The organism is Streptomyces sp. NPDC021356 (genome assembly GCF_040641015.1).
GTDB lineage: Bacteria > Actinomycetota > Actinomycetes > Streptomycetales > Streptomycetaceae > Streptomyces.
Genome location: NZ_JBFACU010000047.1, coordinates 26990 through 49197, shown reverse-complemented (window position 1 = coordinate 49197; position 22208 = coordinate 26990). Strand labels below are relative to the sequence as shown.

At 69.1% G+C, this 22208-nt stretch carries 23 protein-coding genes and 2 pseudogenes; 9 read left to right on the top strand and 16 right to left on the bottom strand.

Annotation, left to right across the window (positions count from 1 at the left end; genetic code table 11):
• Window positions 1-247, bottom strand: a 247-nt coding sequence (locus AB0G56_RS37700) for a hypothetical protein (RefSeq protein WP_360979346.1), incomplete at its 3' end; no start/stop codon positions are given.
• 70 nt (window positions 248-317) lie between these two features.
• Between AB0G56_RS37700 and AB0G56_RS37695 the strand changes: the two genes are divergently transcribed.
• On the top strand, window positions 318-755 hold the full coding sequence (locus AB0G56_RS37695) for a hypothetical protein (RefSeq protein ID WP_360979343.1): 438 nt from the start codon (window positions 318-320) through the stop codon (window positions 753-755).
• A gap of 138 nt (window positions 756-893) precedes the next feature.
• Here the strand turns inward: AB0G56_RS37695 and AB0G56_RS37690 are convergent, their stop codons facing one another.
• Window positions 894-1469, bottom strand: a complete 576-nt coding sequence (locus AB0G56_RS37690) for an SGNH/GDSL hydrolase family protein (protein WP_360979340.1) — start codon at window positions 1467-1469, stop codon at window positions 894-896.
• Between the two features lie 1076 nt (window positions 1470-2545).
• On the bottom strand, window positions 2546-3106 hold the full coding sequence (locus AB0G56_RS37685; RefSeq protein WP_360979337.1) for a hypothetical protein: 561 nt from the start codon (window positions 3104-3106) through the stop codon (window positions 2546-2548).
• Window positions 3107-4197: 1091 nt separating this feature from the next.
• Between AB0G56_RS37685 and AB0G56_RS37680 the strand changes: the two genes are divergently transcribed.
• Together AB0G56_RS37680 and AB0G56_RS37675 are read left to right on the top strand one after the other, a co-directional pair.
• Complete coding sequence (locus AB0G56_RS37680; RefSeq protein ID WP_360979334.1) at window positions 4198-4638, top strand: MarR family transcriptional regulator; 441 nt, start codon at window positions 4198-4200, stop codon at window positions 4636-4638.
• 85 nt (window positions 4639-4723) lie between these two features.
• Window positions 4724-5824, top strand: coding sequence for an NAD(P)/FAD-dependent oxidoreductase (locus AB0G56_RS37675; RefSeq protein WP_360979331.1), 1101 nt, complete (start codon window positions 4724-4726; stop codon window positions 5822-5824).
• Between the two features lie 764 nt (window positions 5825-6588).
• Here AB0G56_RS37675 and AB0G56_RS37670 read toward each other — a convergent pair.
• Entirely contained in the window at window positions 6589-7596 is a 1008-nt protein-coding gene (locus AB0G56_RS37670) for a glycosyltransferase family 2 protein (protein WP_360979328.1), read from the bottom strand.
• Window positions 7597-8352: 756 nt separating this feature from the next.
• Window positions 8353-8856, bottom strand: a complete 504-nt coding sequence (locus tag AB0G56_RS37665; RefSeq protein WP_360979358.1) for an SDR family NAD(P)-dependent oxidoreductase — start codon at window positions 8854-8856, stop codon at window positions 8353-8355.
• A gap of 72 nt (window positions 8857-8928) precedes the next feature.
• Here AB0G56_RS37665 and AB0G56_RS37660 point away from each other — a divergent pair.
• Window positions 8929-9782 (top strand): annotated as a pseudogene (locus AB0G56_RS37660) (IS5 family transposase).
• A 95-nt stretch (window positions 9783-9877) separates the two neighbouring features.
• Here the strand turns inward: AB0G56_RS37660 and AB0G56_RS37655 are convergent.
• Both AB0G56_RS37655 and AB0G56_RS37650 read right to left on the bottom strand, forming a co-directional pair.
• Complete coding sequence (locus tag AB0G56_RS37655) at window positions 9878-10570, bottom strand: response regulator transcription factor (RefSeq protein WP_360979325.1); 693 nt, start codon at window positions 10568-10570, stop codon at window positions 9878-9880.
• The gene (locus AB0G56_RS37650) at window positions 10567-11772 is read right to left on the bottom strand and encodes a histidine kinase (protein ID WP_360979321.1); all 1206 of its coding nucleotides are present in this window, start codon (window positions 11770-11772) and stop codon (window positions 10567-10569) included. Before AB0G56_RS37650 ends, AB0G56_RS37655 begins: the two co-directional genes overlap by 4 nt.
• 133 nt (window positions 11773-11905) lie before the next feature.
• On the opposite strand from AB0G56_RS37650, the gene AB0G56_RS37645 reads away from it, so the two are divergent.
• Entirely contained in the window at window positions 11906-12235 is a 330-nt protein-coding gene (locus tag AB0G56_RS37645; protein ID WP_360979318.1) for a hypothetical protein, read from the top strand.
• Between the two features lie 203 nt (window positions 12236-12438).
• Entirely contained in the window at window positions 12439-12969 is a 531-nt protein-coding gene (locus AB0G56_RS37640; protein ID WP_360979315.1) for a hypothetical protein, read from the top strand.
• 786 nt (window positions 12970-13755) lie between these two features.
• Here the strand turns inward: AB0G56_RS37640 and AB0G56_RS37635 are convergent.
• The 9 genes and pseudogenes from AB0G56_RS37635 to AB0G56_RS37595 form a co-directional block, all read right to left on the bottom strand.
• Window positions 13756-13926: a hypothetical protein gene (locus tag AB0G56_RS37635; protein ID WP_360979312.1), complete on the bottom strand. Its 171-nt coding sequence runs from the start codon at window positions 13924-13926 to the stop codon at window positions 13756-13758.
• A 175-nt stretch (window positions 13927-14101) separates the two neighbouring features.
• A pseudogene (locus AB0G56_RS37630) lies at window positions 14102-14250 on the bottom strand (Ku protein); the annotation flags it as partial.
• The gene (locus tag AB0G56_RS37625; protein ID WP_360979354.1) at window positions 14234-14434 is read right to left on the bottom strand and encodes a hypothetical protein; all 201 of its coding nucleotides are present in this window, start codon (window positions 14432-14434) and stop codon (window positions 14234-14236) included. The gene AB0G56_RS37625 and the pseudogene AB0G56_RS37630, both read right to left, overlap by 17 nt.
• Window positions 14435-14575: 141 nt before the next feature.
• Entirely contained in the window at window positions 14576-15343 is a 768-nt protein-coding gene (locus AB0G56_RS37620; RefSeq protein ID WP_360979309.1) for an SDR family oxidoreductase, read from the bottom strand.
• Window positions 15319-16299: a Gfo/Idh/MocA family oxidoreductase gene (locus AB0G56_RS37615; protein ID WP_360979306.1), complete on the bottom strand. Its 981-nt coding sequence runs from the start codon at window positions 16297-16299 to the stop codon at window positions 15319-15321. Before AB0G56_RS37615 ends, AB0G56_RS37620 begins: the two co-directional genes overlap by 25 nt.
• The gene (locus AB0G56_RS37610) at window positions 16296-17216 is read right to left on the bottom strand and encodes a sugar phosphate isomerase/epimerase (RefSeq protein ID WP_360979303.1); all 921 of its coding nucleotides are present in this window, start codon (window positions 17214-17216) and stop codon (window positions 16296-16298) included. Before AB0G56_RS37610 ends, AB0G56_RS37615 begins: the two co-directional genes overlap by 4 nt.
• Window positions 17213-17776: a VOC family protein gene (locus AB0G56_RS37605; RefSeq protein ID WP_280885553.1), complete on the bottom strand. Its 564-nt coding sequence runs from the start codon at window positions 17774-17776 to the stop codon at window positions 17213-17215. Before AB0G56_RS37605 ends, AB0G56_RS37610 begins: the two co-directional genes overlap by 4 nt.
• Complete coding sequence (locus AB0G56_RS37600; RefSeq protein ID WP_360979300.1) at window positions 17773-18768, bottom strand: LacI family DNA-binding transcriptional regulator; 996 nt, start codon at window positions 18766-18768, stop codon at window positions 17773-17775. Before AB0G56_RS37600 ends, AB0G56_RS37605 begins: the two co-directional genes overlap by 4 nt.
• On the bottom strand, window positions 18761-19750 hold the full coding sequence (locus tag AB0G56_RS37595) for a Gfo/Idh/MocA family oxidoreductase (protein WP_360979297.1): 990 nt from the start codon (window positions 19748-19750) through the stop codon (window positions 18761-18763). The genes AB0G56_RS37600 and AB0G56_RS37595 overlap by 8 nt, the downstream gene beginning before the upstream one ends.
• A gap of 184 nt (window positions 19751-19934) precedes the next feature.
• Here AB0G56_RS37595 and eda point away from each other — a divergent pair, with 184 nt between their 5' ends.
• The 3 genes from eda to AB0G56_RS37580 all read left to right on the top strand — a co-directional run bounded on the left by eda (window position 19935) and on the right by AB0G56_RS37580 (window position 22141).
• Window positions 19935-20582 carry a bifunctional 4-hydroxy-2-oxoglutarate aldolase/2-dehydro-3-deoxy-phosphogluconate aldolase gene (gene eda / locus AB0G56_RS37590; protein ID WP_360979294.1) on the top strand — a complete coding sequence of 216 codons (648 nt, stop codon included), beginning with the start codon at window positions 19935-19937 and terminating at the stop codon, window positions 20580-20582.
• Window positions 20579-21202 carry an AAA family ATPase gene (locus tag AB0G56_RS37585; protein WP_360979291.1) on the top strand — a complete coding sequence of 208 codons (624 nt, stop codon included), beginning with the start codon at window positions 20579-20581 and terminating at the stop codon, window positions 21200-21202. Before eda ends, AB0G56_RS37585 begins: the two co-directional genes overlap by 4 nt.
• 141 nt (window positions 21203-21343) lie before the next feature.
• Window positions 21344-22141, top strand: a complete 798-nt coding sequence (locus tag AB0G56_RS37580) for an IclR family transcriptional regulator (protein WP_360979288.1) — start codon at window positions 21344-21346, stop codon at window positions 22139-22141.
• Window positions 22142-22208: the final 67 nt, after the last annotated feature.

Below are 22208 nucleotides of genomic sequence, written 5' to 3'. Positions count from 1 at the left end.
GACGCACACCACCTGGTGGTGACCGACCCTCTCTCTCGTGTCCCCGGCCGGTCATGAGGGCGGTGCGCGCCAGGACGGTCGCCACGTCATCGGCGGCGCGGAGCAGCAGGGCGGTCTGTTCGGGGTGGGAGCCGGCGGCTTCCCGGCCGGCGTAGAAGCTGAGCAGGGGCAGCACGCGCTGGAGGGCGGCGCGCAGGTGTGCGATGTGCTGCTCACCGGCAGCGGTGGGGGCGGGTGGAACGTCCATGATCGGGTCTCCTGTCCGTCCGCTGCCGGACCGTGCAATTGCGCTGGGTGATCCGGCAGACACGCAACGTATGGTGAGGGTACCGCAGTTGATCGCTCAGCCGACCGCGTTCCCGGTCGCCGGCGCCTTGATGGCGGAGGTCGCCCTCTCCCCCTACGGCGGCGCCGGGCAGGCCGAGATCGACGCCTTCCCGCAGTACGCCTCCCTGGCCCCGCTCACCGGGCAGACTCCTGCGGACGGGGGGCCGTGGCACTTCTGGCAGGACCAGGCCGGCGCCGTGGTCCTGGCGCTCAACAAGCCCGGCGGCGACGGCGCCGTCCACGTCGTCATGGAGCTGGCCGAGCCCCCGGCCCTGTGGTGGGACCTCGCACGGCAGCGCGCGCAGGTGACGGTGGTCTGGTTCCCCCACCTGCGCCACCCCACCGGCCCCGAGATGGAAGCCGCGCTGAACGCACGCGCCGGGTGGATGACCTCCGCCCGGCGCGTGCCGCCCGTGGACCTGCTGTAGACCCCCACCGCACACGAAAAGGGGGAGGCCGGTCACCCCGCCCTTGACCGGATGGACGTGCTCGGCCGCACGGGACCGGCCTCCGGCTGGTGCCAGAGGCCGGTTCACTGCGGGTCGTCGGCGAGGTGCCGGGCGAGGTCAGCTCACGTCAATGGCGTTCAGCATCGCTTCTTCGACGTGGTCGGCGGCGTTGCGGTGGCCGAGGGCGTTGGGGTGAACGAAGGACAGCTGGTCGGGGAGGGTGACGAAGCCTTCGACCCACTTGGAGTCGTCGCAGACGCTGTGGTTGCGGGAAGAGGTATAGAGGTCGACGTAGCTGGCGGCTTCCTGAGTGCCGGTCGAGTTGTCGATGGCCTTGTTGAGGGATTCCAGGACGTCATGGCGCAGCCAGTCCAGGTCGCCCTGGGTGATCGTGCCGAACTGTGTCAGGTCGCCGAAGTTGCACTGGGAGGTGTCCGTGGGGATGACCGTGGGGTAGCCGACGGCCAGGATCTTGGCGTGCGGGGCGCGCTCGTGGAGCACGGTGAGCATCCAGTCGTATTCCTGGCGTACCTTCTTCAGCCGGGCCGGGATGCCGGCGCCCAGGGCGTCCTTGCAGGGGGTTCCCTTGCCGTCGCTTTCGCCGCCCAGCTGGGGGCATTTCATGAGGAGGTCGGCGAAGCCGAGGGTGTTTCCGCCCACGCCGACGGTGATGACGTCGGTGCCGGGGCCCACTGCCTCGGATTGGGGGGGGCACGGCAGGGAAGGGGTAGTCCGGGTCCTCGGAGAGGGGCGGCAGGTGGCGGCCGATCGGGTGCTGCGGTGTGTCGGTGACGTTCTCGATGGTGGCGGCACCGCAGCTGACGTTGGTCAGCTCGAAGAAACCACCGAGGTCCCGGTCGATGACTTGGGGGTAGGAACGGTCGGTGCGCTCGCAGCCGTCGCGCGGGACTTCGAAGGTGTTGCCCGCCGCCCGGATCACCCCGGCGGTGTAGGAGTCACCCAGTGCGACCCACTGATGTTCCTCGGCCGCGGCAGCAGGTTGGCTCCCGGCGAACTGCGTGGGGACAAGAGCGCAGGCGGCGAGAGCTGCGGCGGAGCCCAGCAGGGCCAGACGGGTGCGGAAGCGTGCCACGGATCCTCCAGGGATGCGGTGTTGGCGTCGCTTTGGGCCCTGAAGAGGTCATCACATAGAGCACTAGATCCAATACAGTCAGTAGCGAGCTGCAGAAGTACGCGCCCGTGTGGGGGACTTGGGTTCCACTTGCCGATCGGGCACGCCGTCTTCCGGACCGCCTGGATGCGACACCCGCCCGATACGGACAGGCCCCTGACCGACTGGGCGCCTCTGGCCTGACATGCCCGTTACCGGTGACTGACTTGTTCTCGATCACCGTCGGGCCCGGCCCCAGACGGCAGGAGCTGGTGCCGCTCTCCATGACGGTGCCGTTGAAGGTGAGCCGACCCGACCAAGGCACAGCAGACAGAGGGTCGGTCACCACCTGGTGGCAGTCGACCCTCTTGGCCTCCCGTCCGGCGTAGAAGCCGAGCAGCGGCAGCGCGCACTGGAGCGCGGCACGCAGGTTGGCGATGTACTGCTCACCGGCAGCGGTGAGGGTAGGCGGAACGTCCATGGCCGGGTCTCCTGTCACGTCTGCCGCCGGACCGCGCCGACTGCGCTGGGCGATTCGGCAGACACGCAACGTACGGGAAACGTAACGCAGGTGACCGGGGCCATGGCCGGTACCCCGAAGGGGCGGCCCGCGGTCACCACCTGGTGGCCGGGGCCGCCCCTCTTCCGTGCTGGGTGCCTAGGGGCGCGGGTGGTCCCGGACGTACTCCTGCGCCCGGCTGACGACCTTGGCAAGCAGGCCCTCGGCTTCCGCTGGTGTGCAGCGGCGTTCCTGGACCACGGCCAGGCCCATGGTGCCGTCCGCTCCCGCCGTCATGGTCATGCGCGGCCCGGCGGTGTCCGGGCGGGTCAGGGCGTGGCGGCCCCGGTGGACGATCCGGCCGCCGCGCAGGACGGCGAGGCGGTCGGGGCCGGCCTCCACCCAGGGGGTGGCGAACGGGTCGCCGGCATACAGGGCGGGCGGGCCGGCGAACCATCCGGCCAGCGCATCGTCCGGGGAGGTATGGCCGACCAGGCGCAGCGCCCGGCCGCCGGCGCCGTCCTCGACCTCGTACGTCTCCGTCCACCGGGGGCCGCGGTCGGTGGCCTCGTAGGTGACCACCAGGCGGTCACCGGCCCGTGCCGGATACCACGGCGCGCCGGTCAGGGCGCCGTGCCCGCCGAGCAGTGCGTCCACTTCCCCGGCCGCATCCCGGCGGTGCCTGGCGGCCTCGGCCCTGCTGCGCGGCGACTCCAGCATGGAACGACTTCCCCTCTCGTGCGCCGGACCCTGCCAATCCGGCGAGAACGGCACGTACCCTGACAGAACGTCAGGAGATATGTCAATACGCCCTGCCCTGGGCTGGTTTGGGCGGGACGGGTATGCCGAAGGGGCGGCCCGGGTCACCATCTGGTGGCCGGGGCCGCCCCTCCGTCGCGGCGCGGCGGGTCAGAGGCCGAGCAGGCGCCCGGCTTGGGCGATCAGATGCTCGTCGGCGGCGAGGGAGGCCTCCCTCGCCGTGGTCAGAGTGTCGGCGCTGTCGGCGTCGCGCAGGGCGTAGCAGGCGCGGGCGGCGGCATCTGCGGCGGGGCGGAGGGCGGGGGCCAGGACCGCGAGACCCGGTCGCTGTCGGGTCCAGCGTGACTCTCGCGCCGAGTGCTTCGGCCAGGGCGCGCCTCGAGACCACGGGGTCGATGGCGATCACAAGGACGCATCTCGCGGCGACGGCGGCCACCAGGGCGACTACGGCGTCCACCGCGTCCCGGCGGCGGGCGCCGGCCGCGGAGTCGCGTAACGCGGTGCGGGCCTGCCTGCCGGACAGCAGCGCACCGGCGAGCGTTCCGGCGATGGCGATGACGGTAGCGATCACGACGGGTGCCTCCAGGGAGGTAGCGGTGGGCGCGCCCGTCGGGTACGCCCCGGTAACCGGGACGCCCGGCCCAGGCGCCGGTCTGGTCACAGTCACGTCGCAGGGGCCGGAGCCAGTGCCCCAAGCTCCGGTGCTGCATGGCGGGGGCGGGTCAGTCGGTGTCCTCGTGCGGCTTCAGCAGGGCGAAGTACGTCTCGCGCTGCTGCTCGGTCAGCTCACCGTCGAGCGAGAACGCGGAGCGGAGCGCGCTCAGAGCGTCCGTCTTGGCCATGCCCCACCTCTCGTGTGCCTCGCGCTGGATGCCCCCGATGCTGGAGTACGCGTTGGCGGGGGGAAGAGGCGGATGTACCAGTCGAGCATCTTGGCCACCGGGACCGTGAGGTTGAGGTGCCGGTGCCACTGCTTGCCCCCCTTCGCTCGAAAGGAACCGCAAGCCCAGGGGGACTTGATTATTAACTATGCAACGGTTAGCTTGTTAACTATGAATGGTGTGCAGCGGGAGAGCACGTTGGAGCTGATGCGGTGGATTGTGTGGGGGCAGCGACGCATCGCTGAAGACTGGATACGGGAACGCGGCCTCACGCACGAGCAGAGCGCCGTGCTGGCGTACCTGTCGAAGAACCCGAACGCCATTCAGCGTGACGTCGCGCGGGCCATGCGCACCAGTGCGCCGAGCGTCTCCCGGCTCCTGGCCGGACTCGAACGGCGCGGACTCGTGGAACGGCAGACGCAGGAGAATGACACGCGCAGCCGCCGAGTGCATGTCACCCCAGCGGGCTCCGAACTGATCCAGGGTTTCGAAGAAGCCATGGACCGTGTCGAGGAGTCGATCCTCGCGCCGTTGGACGCCGCAGGACAGGCGCGGCTCCACGAATTCCTGGAACAGCTCGCCTCCCGGATCGAGCCACCCCGCTCACCCTGACCCGGCTCTGCCCACTCTGCGCGGCGGCCGGGACCCTCGCGGGCAGGCGCGCCGGTTGATCCCACCAGCAGCAAGGAACGCCTGTATGACTCAGATCACGATCATCGGTGCCGGTCTTGCGGGACTGACACTGGCACGAACCCTGGCGGTTCATGGAATCCCGTCCACGGTGTACGAAGCGGAGGCGTCCGCTCACGCCCGGGGCCAAGGCGGCATGCTCGACATCCACGACTACAACGGACAGCACGGTGTCCGTGCCGCCGGCCTGATGGACGGCTTCCGATCCCTCGTCCTCGAAGGCCGCCAGGCGTCCCGCGACGTGGCACCTGACGGCACCGTCCTGGCGGACCAGCCCGATGACCCCGCCGGAGGCCGCCCCGAGGTGCAGCGTGGCGAGCTGCGACAGTTGCTGCTGGAATCCCTGTCTGCCGCCAGGGTCGTCTGGGGCCACAGGACTCGCAGCGTTCGGACCCTCGCTGACGGCCGTCACGAAGTGACCTTCGCCAACGGATCCACAATTGTCACCGACATCCTCGTCGGTGCCGACGGTGCCTGGTCGAAGGTCCGACCGCTGCTCTCCGATGCCACGCCCACCTATGCCGGACGCTCGATGGTCGAGACGTACCTGTATGAGAGCGACACCCGGCACCCTGCCACCCTGGCGCTGGTCGGCGGCGGGTCGATGACCGCCTACGACGAAACCACCCGCATCGGTCTTGGCGTGCAACGCGAGCGCGCGGACACCCTGCACTCCTACGCCATGTTCGACCAGCCGCTCGACTGGTTCGACGGCATCGACTTCAAAGACGGCCCTGCGGCCGCCCGCACCGTCGCGGCGATGTTCAAGGGGTGGGCGCCGGAGCTCGCCGCCCTGGTCGCGGACAGCGACATCCCACCGATTTTCCGTCCCTTGTACGGGCTACCGATCGGGCACCGCTGGGAACATGTGCCTGGAGTCACACTCATCGGAGACGCCGCCCACCTGGCACCGCCGGACGGCGAAGGAGCGAACTGGGCGCTCTTCGACGCAGGCCAGCTCGGCAACGCCATCGCCGAACAGCCCAAGGACATCGACGCAGCCATCCGCGCCTACGAAGCCGCGCTCTTCCCACGCAACATCGACACCGCAACCGCCGCCGCAGCCTACTACCCCGACTTCAAACCCCTGAACGGGAGTGTTCAATGATCGGCGGATCCATTGATCAAGGAGACGCCGGATGAGCGACACCACCATCGAACAGGTACCGGGCAGCGAACCGATGGCGGGAGCCGTGGCGGCGAGTGATCGCGCAGGGGGAGGATCGCGGGGCGTGGGCGGCGGGGAGCGTTGGGAGTAGGAGCGGCTGATGCCCGCCCAGCAGTACCTCTTGGAGTCGCTGGGGCTGGAGCCTGCCCCCGCCGCCGGGCCGAGGCGGTGCGGCCGGTGGGACGGCGGGAGGCAGCCCGGGCTGTGAACCTCGCGGCCGCGCGGCAGTACAGCGATCGGGAGGAACACCTGCGGGTACCGCGCCAGGCGGTGGAGGTGCTGCCGGAGGGGACCGAGATCAAGCGGGGGTGCCGTCGTCGACAACACCCGCCGTCGGGCCGACAAACTCACCTAGGAACAGGCGCGCGATGGGACACCCTCGGCATGCGCTGGTAGGTGAGGGAGGGTGGATAGCGTCACGTGCAGGCGTCACCCGGTGACGCCTGCTGAACGCGAACGCTGCCGCCGGCGCCAGGCGCGGGTACGGCACCGTGGCGAGCAGTAGCGGCTGTCCGACCGCTTACGGGTCCCCATCGGGGTGTCACTGGCGTACCAGGTGGCTTCGCACTCCGGGCAGCGGGACCTGGGCCAGGGATGCGGGCGCCCCTCCAGCAGGGCCGTGTACGCCTCGCCCCCGGCGTCGATGGCAGCCATCAATGCCGCTCTGTCGGCGGCAGTAACGGTCGAAGTCGCCCAGCCTGGGGCTACCGTCCGCGGACGGCGGCGCCCCGGGAGACGAAACCCCGCGCGCGCTGAGGGAGACTGGCGGCCTCCAGCGCACCGTATCTCCCGCTCGCCACGAGTTGGAACTTGACACCCTCCCGACCTTCGGGGTGCTCGTAGCCATCGGGAAGGAACCGCCGGTAGTGCTCGCTGGCGCGTTGGAAGAACTGAGGGCGCTCGGAGCGGGAGAGACATCCCTCCAGATTGAGGAGGAAAAGGTAGTGACGGATCATACGAGTGAAGAGAAAGGGAGCTACAACGTCCAGGGCCTCGCGCTCCTCGAGCAAGTCGAAGCTCTCTTCGTACCGGCCGAAGACGTCGAAGTGGGTGCCGTCCGGTGAGCCTGCGGGATGTTGAGTGTGCCGACGGCGGATCTGGACGCAGTTCCATTTCAGGACGGCAACCCGGTCAGCGGCGAGCATGGCGCGGTGGACGACTGTGACCTCCTCGTGGAGACCGTCAGGGAACGCGAGTTCCTGCCGGATCCACAAGTCGCGGCGGACCAAACGGTCCCAGGAGTAGGCGGGAGCACCGAACAACTCGGGCTGATCGAGCGGGGCGAAACGCTCACGTCCTTGCCGGGCGAGCAGATCGGCGGCGGCACCGGGCCATGAGCGGCCACGATGGAGGCGAGTGTGCCCGAAGAGAAGAACATCCGGCTCGCCTGTCGCTTGCAGCCGATCGGCCATCGCCTGAAGCGTTTCACCCCCGACGATGTGATCGCTGTCCAGGAACAGCAGGTAGTCACCGGCGGCGCGCTCCGCCCCCGCGTTGCGTATTCGGCCGATGCCGGCGACGCCCGTCAACCGCACGACCGAGACCCGCCCATCGCGCCGAGCATAGCCATCCACCAAGCCCGCAGGACATTCAGCAGACTGGTCCAGGACCGCGACAACCTCCACGTCCCGGAAGGATTGGTTCAGTATCGAATTCAGGCAGACCCCCAGTTGTCCGTGAAGGTCGTACGCGGCGACTATGACGCTGATCATCGGCGTGAACTCCGCTCGAAACGCTGCGAGATGAACAGGGGGCGGGCCCGCCCCCTGTCTTGATGCCACCCGCGTACCTCCCCCCGGAGAGCAGGCGGCGTGACCCCGACCGGGGTCACTGTGTTCAGCGCGTCCCAGGTCCTGCGTGTCACAGGTGGCGGCCCATTGTTACAAGATCGCCAAGCTTGTGCTCGGTCTCCTGCTGCTGTAGTGGCGCGTGCTGCCATGGCCGGTCCCGGTCGGATGGTGCGTCGCTGTGCCGGGGTGACGTCGCGCGCCCGGTGCTCGCGGGTGACCGGCTGGTTGTGTGACACCCGGGCCCCTCGGTGCGCTGTAAGCGTGGGGCCCTCCTCCCGCAGGTGCCTGCCGCCCTCCGGTGCGGGCTCCTGCGCCACGGGGGCAGGCAGATGCCTTTTCGCCGGCGTCTGCCTGCCCGCCGCGGGCCTGGCCGGGACCGTGGTCCGTCATCCGGCGGGCCCCGGTACGCTGAGCCGAATACAGTCCAAATCAGTGATCACCGGGCGTTTTCGGGCTGGCCGAGTGTGGGGTGTCGGGGGGATGCGGGGTGGGTGTCCGCGTGCTGCTGACGGACCGCTACGAGCTTGAGGAACTGCTGGGCCGTAGCGCGATGGGCGAGGAGTGGCGTGCCGCCGATCAGCTGCTGGACCGCCCGGTGGCCGTCAAGCTGCTGCGCGCGGCGGAGAGGACGCACACCGCACGTTGCCGCAGAGAAGCCCAGATCGCGGCGTGCCTGAATCATCCGAACGTGGTGGGCATGTACCACTTCGGCTCCCACAGTGCGGCGATGTTCACGATGCTGCCGCGGCTGCGCTTGAGGCGGGGCGGGGCGGCCTGGGCACCGAGGAAAGCACTGTCCACGGTGGTGGCCATGAAGTGGCGCCAGTCGTCGCTCGTGAGCTCCTCGAAGGCGCGGGGGAAGGCGTTGCCGGCGTTCGAGACGAGGACGTCGATGCCGCCGAAGCGGTCGGCGGCCGCCCGCAGCAGGGCGTCGAGGCCCTCGCGGCGGGTGACGTCGGCCGTCACGGCGAGGGCGCGCTCCAGTCCGAGCTCGTCGACGAGCGCGTCGAGGCGGTCGCGGCGCCGTGCCGTTACGACGACGTTGACACCCTCGGCGCTGACGCGGCGGGCGATGGCGCCGCCGATCAGTCCGCTGGCGCCGGTGACGACGACGGTCTTGCCGTCGTATCGGCGCGCGTGGTCATGAGTGGACGTTAGGTCCGATCTTCCCTGGTTCGTGATCGCTCGATCGAGGTACTGATCGTCACGCAGGTCATCTGCTGGCCATGGGCATGGGCATGCTGAGATGTGGGCATGGAGCGAGAGCCCTATCCCAGCGGCTTATCGGACGAGCAGTGGGCGTCAATCGAGCCGATGGTCACGGCCTGGAAGCGGGAGAGGGTGGCGCGGTCAGCGACCGAAGATCCCGGGTCCTGCGATCTGCGGGGAGATCGTGAACGCGATCTTCTACCAGAACCGGACGGGCTGCCAAGGGCGCTACTTCCCGCATGATCTGCCCTCCTGGTCGGCGGTGTTCCACTACTTCGGCCTGTGGCGCCAGGACGGGCTCGACCAGCGGATCTCCGAAGTCCTGCGCTGCCAGGTACGGGAGAGAGCCCGGCGATTAGAGGCCCCGTCCCTGCTGATCATCGATACCCGGTCCGTCCGCGCGGCCGCGGGTGTCCCGAAGACCACGACGGGACTGGACGCCAACAAGAAGGTGTCGGGGCGCGAGCGGGGACTGGCCGTTGATGTTCTGTGGCTGATCACCGGTGTCGTGGTGCCGGCCGCCTCCGCCCATGACAACGCAGTCGGCACTGCCTTGCTCGATCAGGCGGCCGAGCGGTGCGGGATGCGTCTGGAGAAGGCCCTGGTGGACCAGGGCTTCAAGGACGAGGTTCTCCGCCACGGCGCCCTGCTGGACATCGAGGTCGAGGTCGTCCGCCGCAACCCCGCAGACCAGGCAAAGGCTTGGTCCCGCAACCGAAGAGGCGGATCGAGGAGCAGGTCAACGGCACGTTGATGCTGCACCGCCGCCTGGCCCGCGAGTACGACCACCGCCCCGACACCTCCGCCTCGCGCGTCTACTGGGCTTCCATCGCCCACATGGCCCGCCGCCTCACCACACCCGCTCCACCTGGCGCGACACCCTCAAGCTGGCCGCGTGAACATCAGAGAGCTCCTCACAGACCTCCAGGAACAGCACGACAAAACCACGGCCCGGGCCGAAGAATTACGCAACCAGATCGGACTTGACGTTCACTCAGGAGTTCTGCTGCGCTCGGAAGACCATGAGTGCCAGCTGGACGCGGTTGTCCAAGCCGGTCTTGGTGAGTGCGCGGGAGATGTGCGTCTTGACTGTGCCTTCGCTCATGAAGAGTGCCTTCGCGATGGTCGCGTTGGAAGCGCCTTCAGCGACAGCCTCGGCGACGGCGCGCTCCCGATCGGTGAGCGCCTCCAGTGCCTGCCGAGCTTTGGCGCTGGTGGAGTCCTCGGCTGTGCGAGTGTGGCGTGCCACGAGTTGGCGAGTGATCGTTGCCGAGAACGCGGATTCGCCTGATGCGGCAAGGTGAATCGCGTGGCAGAGCTCTTGTGGCGCGACATCCTTGAGCAGATATCCGCTCGCGCCGGCCTGCAACGCGTCGAGGACGTGTGTGTCCAGGTGGAAGGTGGTCAGCATCAGCACCGCGACCGACGGCACCGCCGCTCGGACACGGCGGGTGGCCTCGACGCCGTTCATCTCCGGCATCTGCAGGTCCATCAGCACGACATCGGGACCGTGCCGCGTGGCCGCGACGACGGCCTCGGCTCCGCCGGATGCCTCAGCGACGATCGTGATGGTGGGGTCCACCGACAGGACCATCGACAGCCCGGCGCGGACCATCGCGTCGTCGTCGACGATGAGCACCGACGTGGGTGCGCCGGGTGCGCTGCTGGAACGTGGAGAGCTGGTCATCGCAGGGGCACTCGCGCAGTCAGTCGGAACTCGTGGGTGTTCTCACCGCGGTCGACGACCTCGTGTTCGACTACGCCTCCCACGGCGGCGATCCGTTCGACGAGACCGCTCAGGCCGGCGCCGGTTCCGGGCAACGCTGACTCGGTTTCTTCGATCGGGTTGGTGATCGTGACGAGGGCATCGCTGCCCTCGCGGCGGACATTCACCGTCACCAGTGCGCCGGGGGCGTGCTTGCGCGCGTTGGTCAGCCCCTCTTGCACGACGCGGTACACGAGCTCGGCGCTCGGAAGTTCCCGCAGCGCGGCTGTGCTGCCGGTGCTGCCGCTGTTGTCGGGCAGATCAAGGTGCGCGACGATCAACTGACCGGCTTGTCTGGCTTCGTCGATCAGTCCCGCAACGGTGCGCTCGTGCTCGGCAGTTTGCGGTGTCACGACGGTGCCGTCGCGGAGCATCCCGATCACCGTGCGCAACTCGTCGAGCGCACTGATCGCGGTCGTGCGAATCGTCGCGGCTGTCGTGCCGACATTCTTGGCGTTGTCCCCGGCGACCGCGAGCCCGCCGGCATACAGCGCGATCAGCGAGATGTAGTGCGCGACCGAGTCGTGCATGTCCCGGGCGATTCTGGCGCGCTCGGCCATCTGGATCTGTTCCGCACGCTGCTCCCGCTCGCGCTCGATACGGGCCGCTCTGTCCCGGTAGACCGCGACCAGGTCCTGCTGCTTCTGCTGCAGTGCGCCCCAGGCCACGACGGCGAGTGCGATCGCGGTGTTGACCACCACGGTGAGGCTCAGCGCGGAGTTGGCCGGATACAGCAGCCAGAAGACCAGGGCGCCGGCGATATCGGCCAACGCCACCAAGAACGCCTGCTCGATGCCCCGGCTGCGTGCCACGGCGAACAGGGCCACGTAGTTGGCCACGCCGGCGGTGGCGCAGAACGCCCCAGCGACCGCCAGCACCAGGCCGACCACGACCGGAGCACGGTAACGGACCAGCAGGACGGGACTCGCGACGGCGCCCACGGAGATGTCGAGGACGCGCCACCCGCCTCCCGGGCGTTGCTCGAGAACCAGGAACAGCATGGCGAGTCCACCGGCGAACGAGGAGAGAACAAGCAACGCCGACCGGCCGCGCTCGATCCACGGCCCTCGACGCACCGGTATCTCGTCGTTGCGACCGCCGACGACGGCGAGGGGAGGAGACATCACCGAACCACCCTAGACCGGCGGCCTGGACGACGCAGTCAACGAAAGTCGTAGAAACTGTCGGCCGTTCGTGGACGGGATCGGTCCGATCGGCAGACGTCCGGCACATCGGCCGGCCGACATGGTTGAGGACATGAACACCACACGTCCTCGCCGACACCTGATGACGCTGCTCGGGCTCGACCCGACCGATCAGCGCTCCACGACCCGGATCCGCTTCGCCGTCACCACGGTGGCCGCCTTCGCGACCGCCGTCCAGATCATCGTTTGGTTGCTGATGGGCATCTTCCGCACTGACCTCGACGGTCCGTGGTGGCTGTGGACGCCCGGCAGCGCCCTTCTCATCAACGCTGCACTGCTGTCCGTGGACCACGTCCGCGACCAGTGGCTACGCACCGGTTCATCGCACCGCCTCCAGACCGGATACCTCCGTACCGACGACGTCACCCGGGAGTCACTGTGACCACGCCATCGCCTACGCAGAACCTGTCTGCCTCGTCTCCTCACGCAGCCGACGCATCGGACCTGTCCACCACCACCTTCGCCGGCCGGGCGGGGATGGCAGTGGGTGCCCTCTCGGTGCCGATGGTGGCCTTGTACTTCGTCTACTCGGGACCACCTCCGGAGTGGAACGTCCTGACGCGTAGCCTGCTGACGCTGGTGATCATGGCTGTGCTGACGGCGTTCGGGGTCGCTCTGGCGCGTCTGCTTCCCAGGGACGACACGGGCCGGCGCGCCATCGTCGGTCAGCTCACCATCGTGTCGCTGCTCATCTACGCCGCGGTGATCCTCTTAGCCACCTCGCTGGAGGCCGGTACTCCCTTGGCCTTCCCGGATCGGGGGATGGACCCGACCACGGACGGCCCTCTGGCGGCCGCCATGGCACTGGCTCATGGTCCGATCGCACACCTGTGGATCGCGATGTTCTTCCTCGGGTTCGCCCGTGCCGCGCAGCGGTTCACGGCAGCCGCGTCGCCGGTGGTGCCACGGTGGACCCTGCGCGGTTCCATCGTCGTCGGAGTCATCAACCTGCTGGCCATCCCGTCGCTCTACTTCGGCATGGACGCCACCCACTTCTACGCCGTCAACGGGTGGGGTGCGGATGCCCTCGTCGGTCTGATCACTCTCGTCTGGGTCGGCTTCACCGGTCTGGGCATCCACCGGGCCGGCAAGAAACGGGCACGCATGCTGACTTGACGGGCCGGGCTGACCTTCGCCTGGCACGAACCGCCCGCGAAAGAGAACCCCCGGTGTGTTCCGGAGAGGCCTTGGTGCCCTTCCTCTCACCGGGGGTCCTCGCCGTCTCCGCGTTGGCCCTGTGGCGGCTGAGAGCCCATCTCGTTCGGTGATTCGGTAGCCGGAGACATGCGGGGCGGGCAGCGGTGACACAGGCTGGAACGGGCTATGGCACCGAGGCTGGCAAGTCGCCGTGTTCAGCAGCCCGCTGAGCCGTGCCATGCGGACGGCCCGCATCCGGGCACCCTCGGCTTTCTGGCCCCCGAGGACGGGCAGCCCTTCATTGCGGCCTGGAACGTTCCGTAGGGCAAGCCCGTGTCGGCGGCGCCGGTGATAGGTCCGCTCGATCCAGGACACGATCGCGATCCGCAGTTCCTCGCGGGTGGCCCAGCTCCGGCGGTGTGGAATCTGCCTGGTGATCATGTAGCCCGGCTTCATCCGCGGACCTGGGGAACAGCTTGAGCAGCACATCGGTACTCATGGCAAGGTGGCCGGTACTGGCAGGGCATGAGCATGCAGCGACTTGGTTACAGGCGTGGGAGGACCTCGGGCGTGTGCCGCGAACCCTGTACGGGCGGGGCTGGCGGAGTATCTGAGCTTGTGCGAGCAGGAGGGCGTCGATCCGCTGGTCGCCAGCCGGGCACATGCTCGCGGAACACCTCGTCCATCTGGTCACTGAGGCACCGCCGCGGCACCGCAGCGAGCGCGGCCCCGAGCGCGTGAGCCTTCGGGGCGGGCGGGGCGGCCTTACTCGCCCGCAGCCTCCCGGCCGGTCGGCCGTGTGATGAGGTCCGCGCCCGCCCACCAGGCTGGAGCGCACGCCACGACGGCGGCAATCAGGTCGTCCTTGGTGGTGGCCGGATCACCGACCCATGCCCTGATCGCCCCGGCGAAGCCGTGGGCGAGGAACTGGGCCATCACCTGGCGGTCGGCGCTGGGGACGTTGGCGTGGGAGGCCCGGGCCAGGTAGTCGAGCGCGTAGCTGGTGAAGTGACGGACCAGCGCGTCGTAGACGCCACGGTCCGCCGGCTCGTCCAGGGCGTGCCGGTAGACGCCCGCGAACCGTTCGACGTGATCGGCGACCTCCGTGACCGACCCGCGGGATGCCCAGACGCTCGCGTCCCTGCCACGCCCACTTCACCACCGCCACCCTCGACGAGCGGCCCAGGGCCTGCAGGAGAGCTTGTAGGGCTTGGCAGCGACCTGCCCGTCGGGAGCAAGGTAATCACCCTCGCCGATACGGTTGTGGCCAAGGTTGGCGGTTGACCGTTGACCGCAGGGCCTTGTGTATCATCGCGAGCGATCTGCCGCCGACATGCCGCGCGAAACACCCAGACCGCACCGGAGGAATCTTCCGCCCGCCGGCCTGCCACTTCGCCCACCACTTCTCGACCCCCTTCAGCGACACCCCGCAGACCGCCGCCACATCCTCACGGTTCCGCCCTGTCACCGATGCGGCCACCGCCCGCAACCGCAAGGCTTCCTGCACCGGCGGCGACAGATGCCGCGCGTCCCTCACCAGATTCCTCACACACCACCAACGCCCCGGAACCGGAACGGTTTTGGATCAGGACCCCATACCGAGATGCGCTCCACCGGCGACGTCGAGTGAGACGCCGGTGATGTACCGGTTGACCGGGTCCGTGAGGAAGCCGATCGTGTTGGCGACCTCGGTCGGTTCGGCGAAGCGTCGCATGGGGAGTTGTGCGGCGCGTGCGGCGCGTGCTGCCTGCGCGGAGCCGGACTGGTCGGCGAGCTGTGACCACATCGGTGTGTTCACCGGTCCGGGGTTGACGGCGTTGACCGAGATCCCGTCCGGTCCGAGGATCTTCGCCATCGACCACATGATGTGCAGCACGGCGATCTTGCTGGCGTTGTACGGCAGGTAGTCGACCCGTGCTTCCTTGGCCGCGACCGACGACAGCAGCAGAATCGTGCCCTTCGTGCCGCTGTCCCGCATGAGGTTCGCGACCTCGCGCGTGATGGTGAACGTGCCCGTGGCGTTGATGCGCATGGTGCGCTCGAACTCCTCGGTCGTGGTCTCCAGCGGAGCGGGGGTGCCGCCCAGCACCCCCGCGGCGTGGACGAGGACGTCGATGCGGCCGTGCTCGGCGACGGTGCGGCGCAGCACTTCGGTGGTCTGCTGCTCGTCGGTGACGTCGAGCTCGGCGAAGGCGGCGATGTCCTGTCCGTCGAGCGGTGCGAGGTCGGCCCCGACGACGATGTCCCCGCGCGCCCGCAGCGCGTCGACGACGGCCGCGCCGATGCCGCCGCTGGAGCCGGTGACCAGGGCTACCTGGGGCTGCGGCGCTACTGCACTGCTTTGCTGGACCACGTGCGTCCCTCCTGCTCCTCGGTGGGCAGGCCCGCCACCGCGAGGATCTTGTCGAGTAGCTGCTGGGTCTTGACCGCTTCCCATCCGGAGGTCAGCGGCTGCTGCCGGTCCTTGACGCGGTCGAGGAAGTGGCGGACCGCGTCGGCGAAGCCGAAGGTCTCGGTCGCGGTCGCCCAGCCGAACGCCTCCGGGCTCATCGACCGGACGGTGCGGGCGCCGTCCGCCGTCACCGCGACGGTGTCGGGGGCGATGACCTCCGCCGAGCGCATCTGCCCGTACGCGTCGAGCTTTTCGCCCCACGCGCCGGCAGTTCGGGCCGCGACCAGCAGGCCCGTGTTCCCGGTCGAGAACCGGATGAGGGCGGCTGCGCCGTCCTCTTCCCAGGGGTCGGCTCCGGCGGCCGCGCTGGTGACCTCGACGACATCCCCGCCGCAGAACCAGCGGAGGAGGTCCACCATGTGGATGGCGTTCTCGAACGTGGCCCGGTACTCGGAGCCGGCGCGGTTCTTCTGCGCGACGCAGAACGACGCTCCGGCCGCGCCGAACGTCTCCCGCGCGGCGACGTACACGGGCGCGAACCGCCGGTTCAGGCCGACCATCAGGATGCGGCCGTGCTCGTCGGCGAGTTCCGCGAGGCGGACCGAGTCGGAGGTCGAGGTGGCGAGGGGCTTCTCGCAGAACACGTCGACGCCGGCACGGAGGGCCATCTCGACGGCCGCGACGTGCTCGGAGCGGGGAGTGAGCACGAAGACGGCGTCGAGCTCTTCGGCGTCGAGCATCGCGTCGACCGTGCGGTACACGTGCGCGAACCCCCACCGACGCTGCAGCAGGCTCGGGTCTTCGCGCCGTGACACCAGGGCGCGCAGCTCGACGTCGTCGCGCTGAACAAGGGTGGGCAGCTGCGCGATGCTGGCGATGTTACCGGCGCCCACCACGCCGACTCGGAGCGCGGTCACGAGCGGACCTCGGCCTTCTGGCCGGCCGCCTCGACATCGAGCTGCCGCAGCAACGTACGGAGGTGCTCGGCGCCGCGACGGAATCCGATCTCCGGGGCTTCCAGATCCTGCGGATGCCACCGGTACTCGTATTCGAGCGAGAGCACGTCGTCGTAGCCGACTTCACGCAGGCGCCGGAGGATGCTCGACCAGGCGAGGATGCCGTCGCCGACGACGCGCGACATGACGGCGCGTTCCTCGGCGTGCACGCGCGCCGTCTCGGACGCGACGAACGGGGCGTTCGGGTCCTTGAAGACGAGGTCCTTGACGTGCACGTGGCCGATGAGATCGCCCTGGACGGCGAAGGCGTCCTCGAAGTCCTCGTCGTGGGTGAAGGTGAGGTTCGCCTGGTCGTAGAGGACGCGGACGGCGGGCGAGTCGACCGCGCGGATGAGCTCGGCGGTGTCGCGCGCGGTCTGCGTCATGGTGCCGAAGTGGTTCTCGGCGCAGAGCACGACGCCTGCGTCCGCCGCCAGGGCGGAGAGCTCCTGGAACGAGCGGACGAGCTGTGCCCAGTGCGCGGCGTGGTCCTTCCCGTCCGGCTGCCACGCGCCGGAGTAGACGCGGATGCGGTTCGCGCCGACGACGTGGGCGATGTCGATGGCCGATCGCAGTTCGTCGACGGCTGCTGCGCGTATGTGCTCGTCGGTCGCGTTGATCGCGGTCGTGTATGGGGTGAGCCCGATGATGGAGATGCCTTCGCCGTCGGCGACGCGTGCCGCTTCCGCCGCTGCCGCGGCATCGCCGATGGGCAGACCGCTCTTGTAGTCGTCCTGGTAGATCACCTCGGCGGCATCCAGGCAGGCTCGGGCGAAGAGTTCGAGCGCTTCGGGAACGGTGTGGTCGGGAGTGCCGAGTGTGTGGCCGGCGATCTTCACGAGGGTGTCTCCGAGGTCTTCGAGATCGAGTGGGTGTGCCAGTCGTGGGGGCCGACGAGACGTGGCGGGTCGACGACGCGCGAGCGGTCGACGAACTCGAGGATGAGCCCCCAGGAGGTGCGGGCGTACACCCACCGGTTCCCGGCGACAGCGGGGCTGTCGCCGGCGACCTCCTTGCGCGCACCGAGGATCTCGATGCCCCGGAGGTCGGCGATCGCGTCGACGACGTCGTCCACGTCGTCGACGACGAAGCAGAGGTGGTGCCCGCCCGCGTCGCTGGCGCGCGGGAACACGGGTGAGCGGTCCTCGCTCCACCACTGGAACAGCTCGACGTTCAGGTTCGGCGGCAGCCGGAGCATGCGCAGCTCCAGGTGTGCGTCCGCGGGCACGCCGAAGTGCTCCGGCATGACCGCGGCATCGGGTCCGCGGGTGGAGCGATAGAGCTCCTCGGCGCCGAAAAGGACGGTGAACAGGCGGGTGGCGTCGTCGAGGTCGGGGACGGTGAAGGCCACGTGGTCCACGTACTGCAGACCGGGAAGGCGGCCGGGGTTCGGATTCATGAGCGCTGTTCCTGGGTGGAGGAGCGGATGAGAAGTGATGGCTCGAGCACGACATGTTCGGGCGGTCCGCCGGCGATGAGGGCCTCGCCGAGTTCGATGGCGATCCGTCCGAGGTCGGTGATGGGTTGGCGGACGCTGGTCAACCGGGGGTTGAACTGGGCGCCGAGGTCGAGGCCGTCGAAGCCGATCACCGACAGGTCGGCGGGCACGGACAGTCCGCGCGCGCCGAGCTCGGAGATCATGGCGAACGCGATGAGGTCGTTGGAGGCGATCACCGCTGTCGGACGGTTCGGTTCCCGCATCCAGCGGTCCACGAGCTCCGGCCCCGGTTCGGCGCCGGGCGCCGCCTCGAGGACGACGGGTGGGACGGTGTGACGCTCGGCGGCGTGGTGGTAGGCGTCCCAGCGATCCTGGGCGGTGTACGTGCCGACGATGCCCGGGGCGTAGGCGATGTTCGAGTGCCCGAGACCAAGGAGGTGGTCGAAGGCGAGGTCGATGCCGCGGACGCTGTCGACGGTGACGGTGGGCACGGTCGGGTCGTCCTCGACCCGGTCGATGACGACGACCCGGTTCTGGAACGCGTACCGGCGGAGCGCCTCGAGGTTGACCCGGGTCGAGGGGGCGACGATGCCGAAGGGCGAGTACATGGAGTGCATCGCGCTCACGTAGTCGGCGGTCTGCCCGGCGTCGCCGTCGGTGATGCAGAGCATCAACTGGTAGCCGCGTGCTTCGGCGGCGGCGGCGGTCGTGCGCGCCAGCTCGGCGAAGAACGGGTTCGTCAGGTCCGGAACGATCAGCGGGACGAGGTTGCTCGAGCCGCGGCGGAGAGCCTGCGCGAGGGGGTTCATCGCGTACCCGAGCTCGGCTGCGACACGCAACACATGTTCCCGGGTCGCCGCACGCACGGCATCCGGCTTCGAGAACGCGCGCGACACGGTCGAACGGTGCACGCCGGCCGCCTTGGCGACGTCGTCGATGCTCACCTCAGCCACGACGCGCCGTCCCTTCCGGGTGCGGCGACCAGATGAGCTCCATCGTGGTCACAAGCTCGGCGAGCGTCGGCATGCCCGCGAACCCGGTCGTCAGCGTGTCGGCGACGCCGGTGACGAACACCTCGTACAGCGGGTCGCTGTCGACTTCCAGGACGGCGCTCTTGGTGGCACCGGACTGGTCGGTGAATGTCGCGTCCCCGTTGGTGTCGACGGTGGCGAACCCATGGGACCCGGCCGCGGTGAAGCTGCAGTACCGCTTCAGCGGCGAGTCGGGGAACGCGTAGCCGACCTCGACGATCGCCTCGCGGCCCGTGCCGGTGGTCAGGATCATCGTGGAGTGGTCGTCGACCGCCTCGCCGTGCAGCGTGGTGGAGAGCTTCTGGACGACGTCGACGGGGTGTCCGAGGTGACGGGTCGCCAGGTCGACGAAGTGCGGGCCGAGGTTCATCAGGCTGCCGCCGCCCGAGAGGTCGGGTTCGAGCATCCACGGGTTGCCGTTGCTCCGGTACCGCGAGGGCGGACCGGCGACGAACGCCATCCGTTCGTAGACGATGTCGCCGGCCTGTCGCAGCCACGTGTCGATCGGTGCACCGCGCTGGACGAGCGCCACGGTCGCCGGCACGGCGGCCGAGCGCGCCTCCTGCTCGATCGCCCGAAGGTCGTCGAGGCTCGCACCGGCGGGCTTCTCGATCACGAACGGGATGCCGCGGCCGATGAGCTTCCGGCCGACCGCGAGCATCTCGTGGTGCGGGCAGAACACGAACGCCACCTCGATGCCGTCCTGGTCCAGGGCCTCGTCGACGCTCGCCGCGACCGGTGCCCCCAAGGGCTCGGCGAATGCCCGAGCGACCGCGGGATCGGGGTCCTGCACCGCCGTCACACGGAAGCGTCGGGCAAGCCCGGCACGGTACAGCGGCGCGTGCCAGTGGGACGCACCCAGCACCACGGCCGAGGGCCGGGGGGCCGAAGAGGAATGATCCACCGCCGACGACTCTCCTTCGTATTGATCGTTCGCGTGATCAAGGATCCCGGCGCCTCAGCCGCTTCGGGATGAGAACGATTGCTGAGATCGATTGCAGCCCAGGTTGCAACACGTCACCGCGATTCGTCAACGCCTTCTGGACGGGGCTCGCGAAGCGCGTGAAAGTGGTGTAACCATCAGGGCCATGTTCCAGAAATTCCACGTCATAGAGACGATCCGCGATTCCGGCAACGTCCTCATCGTCCGCCTCGACAGCGCCGAGGAGGCGTTCGAGGTCGCCTCGGCAGCCGTCGCCGGAGGCATCCGCGCCCTCGAGATCACCCTGTCGATCCCCGGGGCCCTCACCGTGATCGAGCGCCTGACCGAGCGCTTCGCCGGTGAGGATGTGGTCTTCGGCGCGGGCACCGTCCTCGACGGACACGCCGCCTGGTCGAGCATTCAGGCCGGCGCGCAGTTCCTCGTCAGCCCGAACCTCAACCCCGAGATGATCCGCGTCGCCAACCGCTACCAGATCGCCACCATCAGTGGCGCCTACACGCCGACCGAGATCCTCGAAACGGCCGAGGCCGGCGCGGACATCGTCAAGCTCTTCCCCACCGAAGCCGGCGGCATCCCGTACGCCAAGGCGGTCCTGGCGCCGCTCGCGCACGTCCCGATCCTTCCGGCGGGCGGCGTCACCACCGCCAATGTCGGCGACTGGTTCGCCGCGGGCGTCGCGGCGGTCGGAGTGGGCAGCGCCATCACCAAGGCCGGCCGCCCCGACGGCGACATGAGCAAGGTCACAGCGGCGGCGAAGGAGTTCATGGCCGCGATCGCGCGAGTGAAGCGATGACGTCCGACGCCCAAGCCGTGCCAGACATGCAAGCCCTGCCCGACGCGCACGCCCTGCCCGTTGCCTACATCACGCTCGGTGGGGCAGGATCGGGAAAGTCGACCCTGTCGAGACACCTCAGCTCCCTCACGGGCGCGGCCTATCTCGACAAGGACACGATCGCCGGACCCCTCGTGCGAGTGGCCCTCGAGGCGTTCGGACAGGATCCCTCCGATCGGGAATCCAACGAGCTGTACGTCCAGAGGGTCATGCCCGCCGAGTACGAGACCCTCTTCGCGACCGCCGGTCGGAATCTGGAACTCGGCCACTCCGTCGTCCTCGACGCACCGTTCGTGGCGTACCTCGGAGACCCCGATTTCCTGCGTCGCTCGACCGAGCGTGCAAGCTGGCCCGCCGCTCGTATCCGGGTGCTCCACGTGCGCACCGCGCCCGAGGTCGTGCGGCAACGGCTGATCGAGCGCGGCAGCGAGCGGGACCGGGTCAAGCTCGCCGACTGGGACGCCTATTGGGAGCGATTCGGTGTGCTCGAGTGCCGCTGGAACACCGGCGAGCACGATGTCGTCGTGAACGACGACGAGTCGGCCTTCACGCGTCTGCGTGAGCTGGTGCAGCGGGCCTGACGCCGCGTTCGGGGCCCGACGATCAGGATGACGGCAACTCTTGACAGCTGGGGCGATCGCGTGTGACGTTTCGTGACAGCGTTCGTAACAGCGTTACAAACCCGCGCGGACTTGGATCCACGATGGCGAGGAGACGAGAACATGGCACTGGCCGATGGCGTCGTGAATGCGATGCGTGTGCTCGAACTGCTGGCGCCGCACCCCGAAGGCCGCCGCGTCACGGACATCGCCGAGCGCCTCGGCACCAACAAGGCCATCGCTCATCGCCTCCTCGCCGCCCTGGCCGACGCGGGCTACGTGAATCAGGACCCCCGCACCTCCAGCTACTTCGCCACTCACAGCCTCGGCGCCCTGGGACTCCGCCAGCTGTCCTCGTCAGGAGTGGGAACGTGGGCGCAGCGAAGCCTGGACTCGCTCGCGGCGGAGTGTGAGGAGCTCGTTCGCCTGGCGGTAGTCACCAACGATTCCTTGAAGTGGATCGCCAAGGCCCAAGGCGCGAACTCCTCCCTCCGCATCGACCCCGTCATGGGCCAGGACGCGGTCCCCCACGCCACCGCGTCCGGGAAAGCGTGGCTCTCCACTCTTCCCCCGGACCGAGTCGAGACCGTGCTCGCGCACGAGAGCCATCTCGACGTCACCCCCAGGTCCGCCCTCGACCGGTCCGCGCTCGAAGCCGAGCTCGCCGAGGTCCGTATCCGTGGGTACGCCACGACGATTGAGGAGATGGACCTCGGCATCAGTGCCGTGGCGGCCCCCATCCGCGGAGCCGGACCGGGCCGGGAGGCCACCGGGACGATCAGCATCGCGGGCCCTTCCGTACGCATGACCCGAGCGCGCATGGCCGAGCTCTCGCCGCCCCTGCTCGCGGCCGCGGCCGACATCTCCCGTAGCTGGCCGAGCTACACGTACCTCCTCGCAGACGAGGAACTCTCCGCCTAGTCGGCCAGACACCCCTTCTGCATACAGGTTCAGCGACCCCGGCCCAGGCGTGGGGATGCCCACTCGC

Bases quoted from the DNA above. Each gene is read 5' to 3' on its own strand.
- AB0G56_RS37695 (WP_360979343.1), top strand. From the start codon at position 318: ATGGTGAGGGTACCGCAGTTGATCGCTCAGCCGACCGCGTTCCCGGTC.
- AB0G56_RS37685 (WP_360979337.1), bottom strand. From the start codon at position 3,106: ATGCTGGAGTCGCCGCGCAGCAGGGCCGAGGCCGCCAGGCACCGCCGG.
- AB0G56_RS37680 (WP_360979334.1), top strand. From the start codon at position 4,198: ATGAATGGTGTGCAGCGGGAGAGCACGTTGGAGCTGATGCGGTGGATT.
- AB0G56_RS37675 (WP_360979331.1), top strand. From the start codon at position 4,724: ATGACTCAGATCACGATCATCGGTGCCGGTCTTGCGGGACTGACACTG.
- AB0G56_RS37670 (WP_360979328.1), bottom strand. From the start codon at position 7,596: ATGATCAGCGTCATAGTCGCCGCGTACGACCTTCACGGACAACTGGGG.
- AB0G56_RS37655 (WP_360979325.1), bottom strand. From the start codon at position 10,570: ATGACCAGCTCTCCACGTTCCAGCAGCGCACCCGGCGCACCCACGTCG.
- AB0G56_RS37650 (WP_360979321.1), bottom strand. From the start codon at position 11,772: ATGTCTCCTCCCCTCGCCGTCGTCGGCGGTCGCAACGACGAGATACCG.
- AB0G56_RS37645 (WP_360979318.1), top strand. From the start codon at position 11,906: ATGAACACCACACGTCCTCGCCGACACCTGATGACGCTGCTCGGGCTC.
- AB0G56_RS37640 (WP_360979315.1), top strand. From the start codon at position 12,439: ATGGCTGTGCTGACGGCGTTCGGGGTCGCTCTGGCGCGTCTGCTTCCC.
- AB0G56_RS37635 (WP_360979312.1), bottom strand. From the start codon at position 13,926: ATGGCCCAGTTCCTCGCCCACGGCTTCGCCGGGGCGATCAGGGCATGG.
- AB0G56_RS37605 (WP_280885553.1), bottom strand. From the start codon at position 17,776: ATGAATCCGAACCCCGGCCGCCTTCCCGGTCTGCAGTACGTGGACCAC.
- eda (WP_360979294.1), top strand. From the start codon at position 19,935: ATGTTCCAGAAATTCCACGTCATAGAGACGATCCGCGATTCCGGCAAC.
- AB0G56_RS37585 (WP_360979291.1), top strand. From the start codon at position 20,579: ATGACGTCCGACGCCCAAGCCGTGCCAGACATGCAAGCCCTGCCCGAC.
- AB0G56_RS37580 (WP_360979288.1), top strand. From the start codon at position 21,344: ATGGCACTGGCCGATGGCGTCGTGAATGCGATGCGTGTGCTCGAACTG.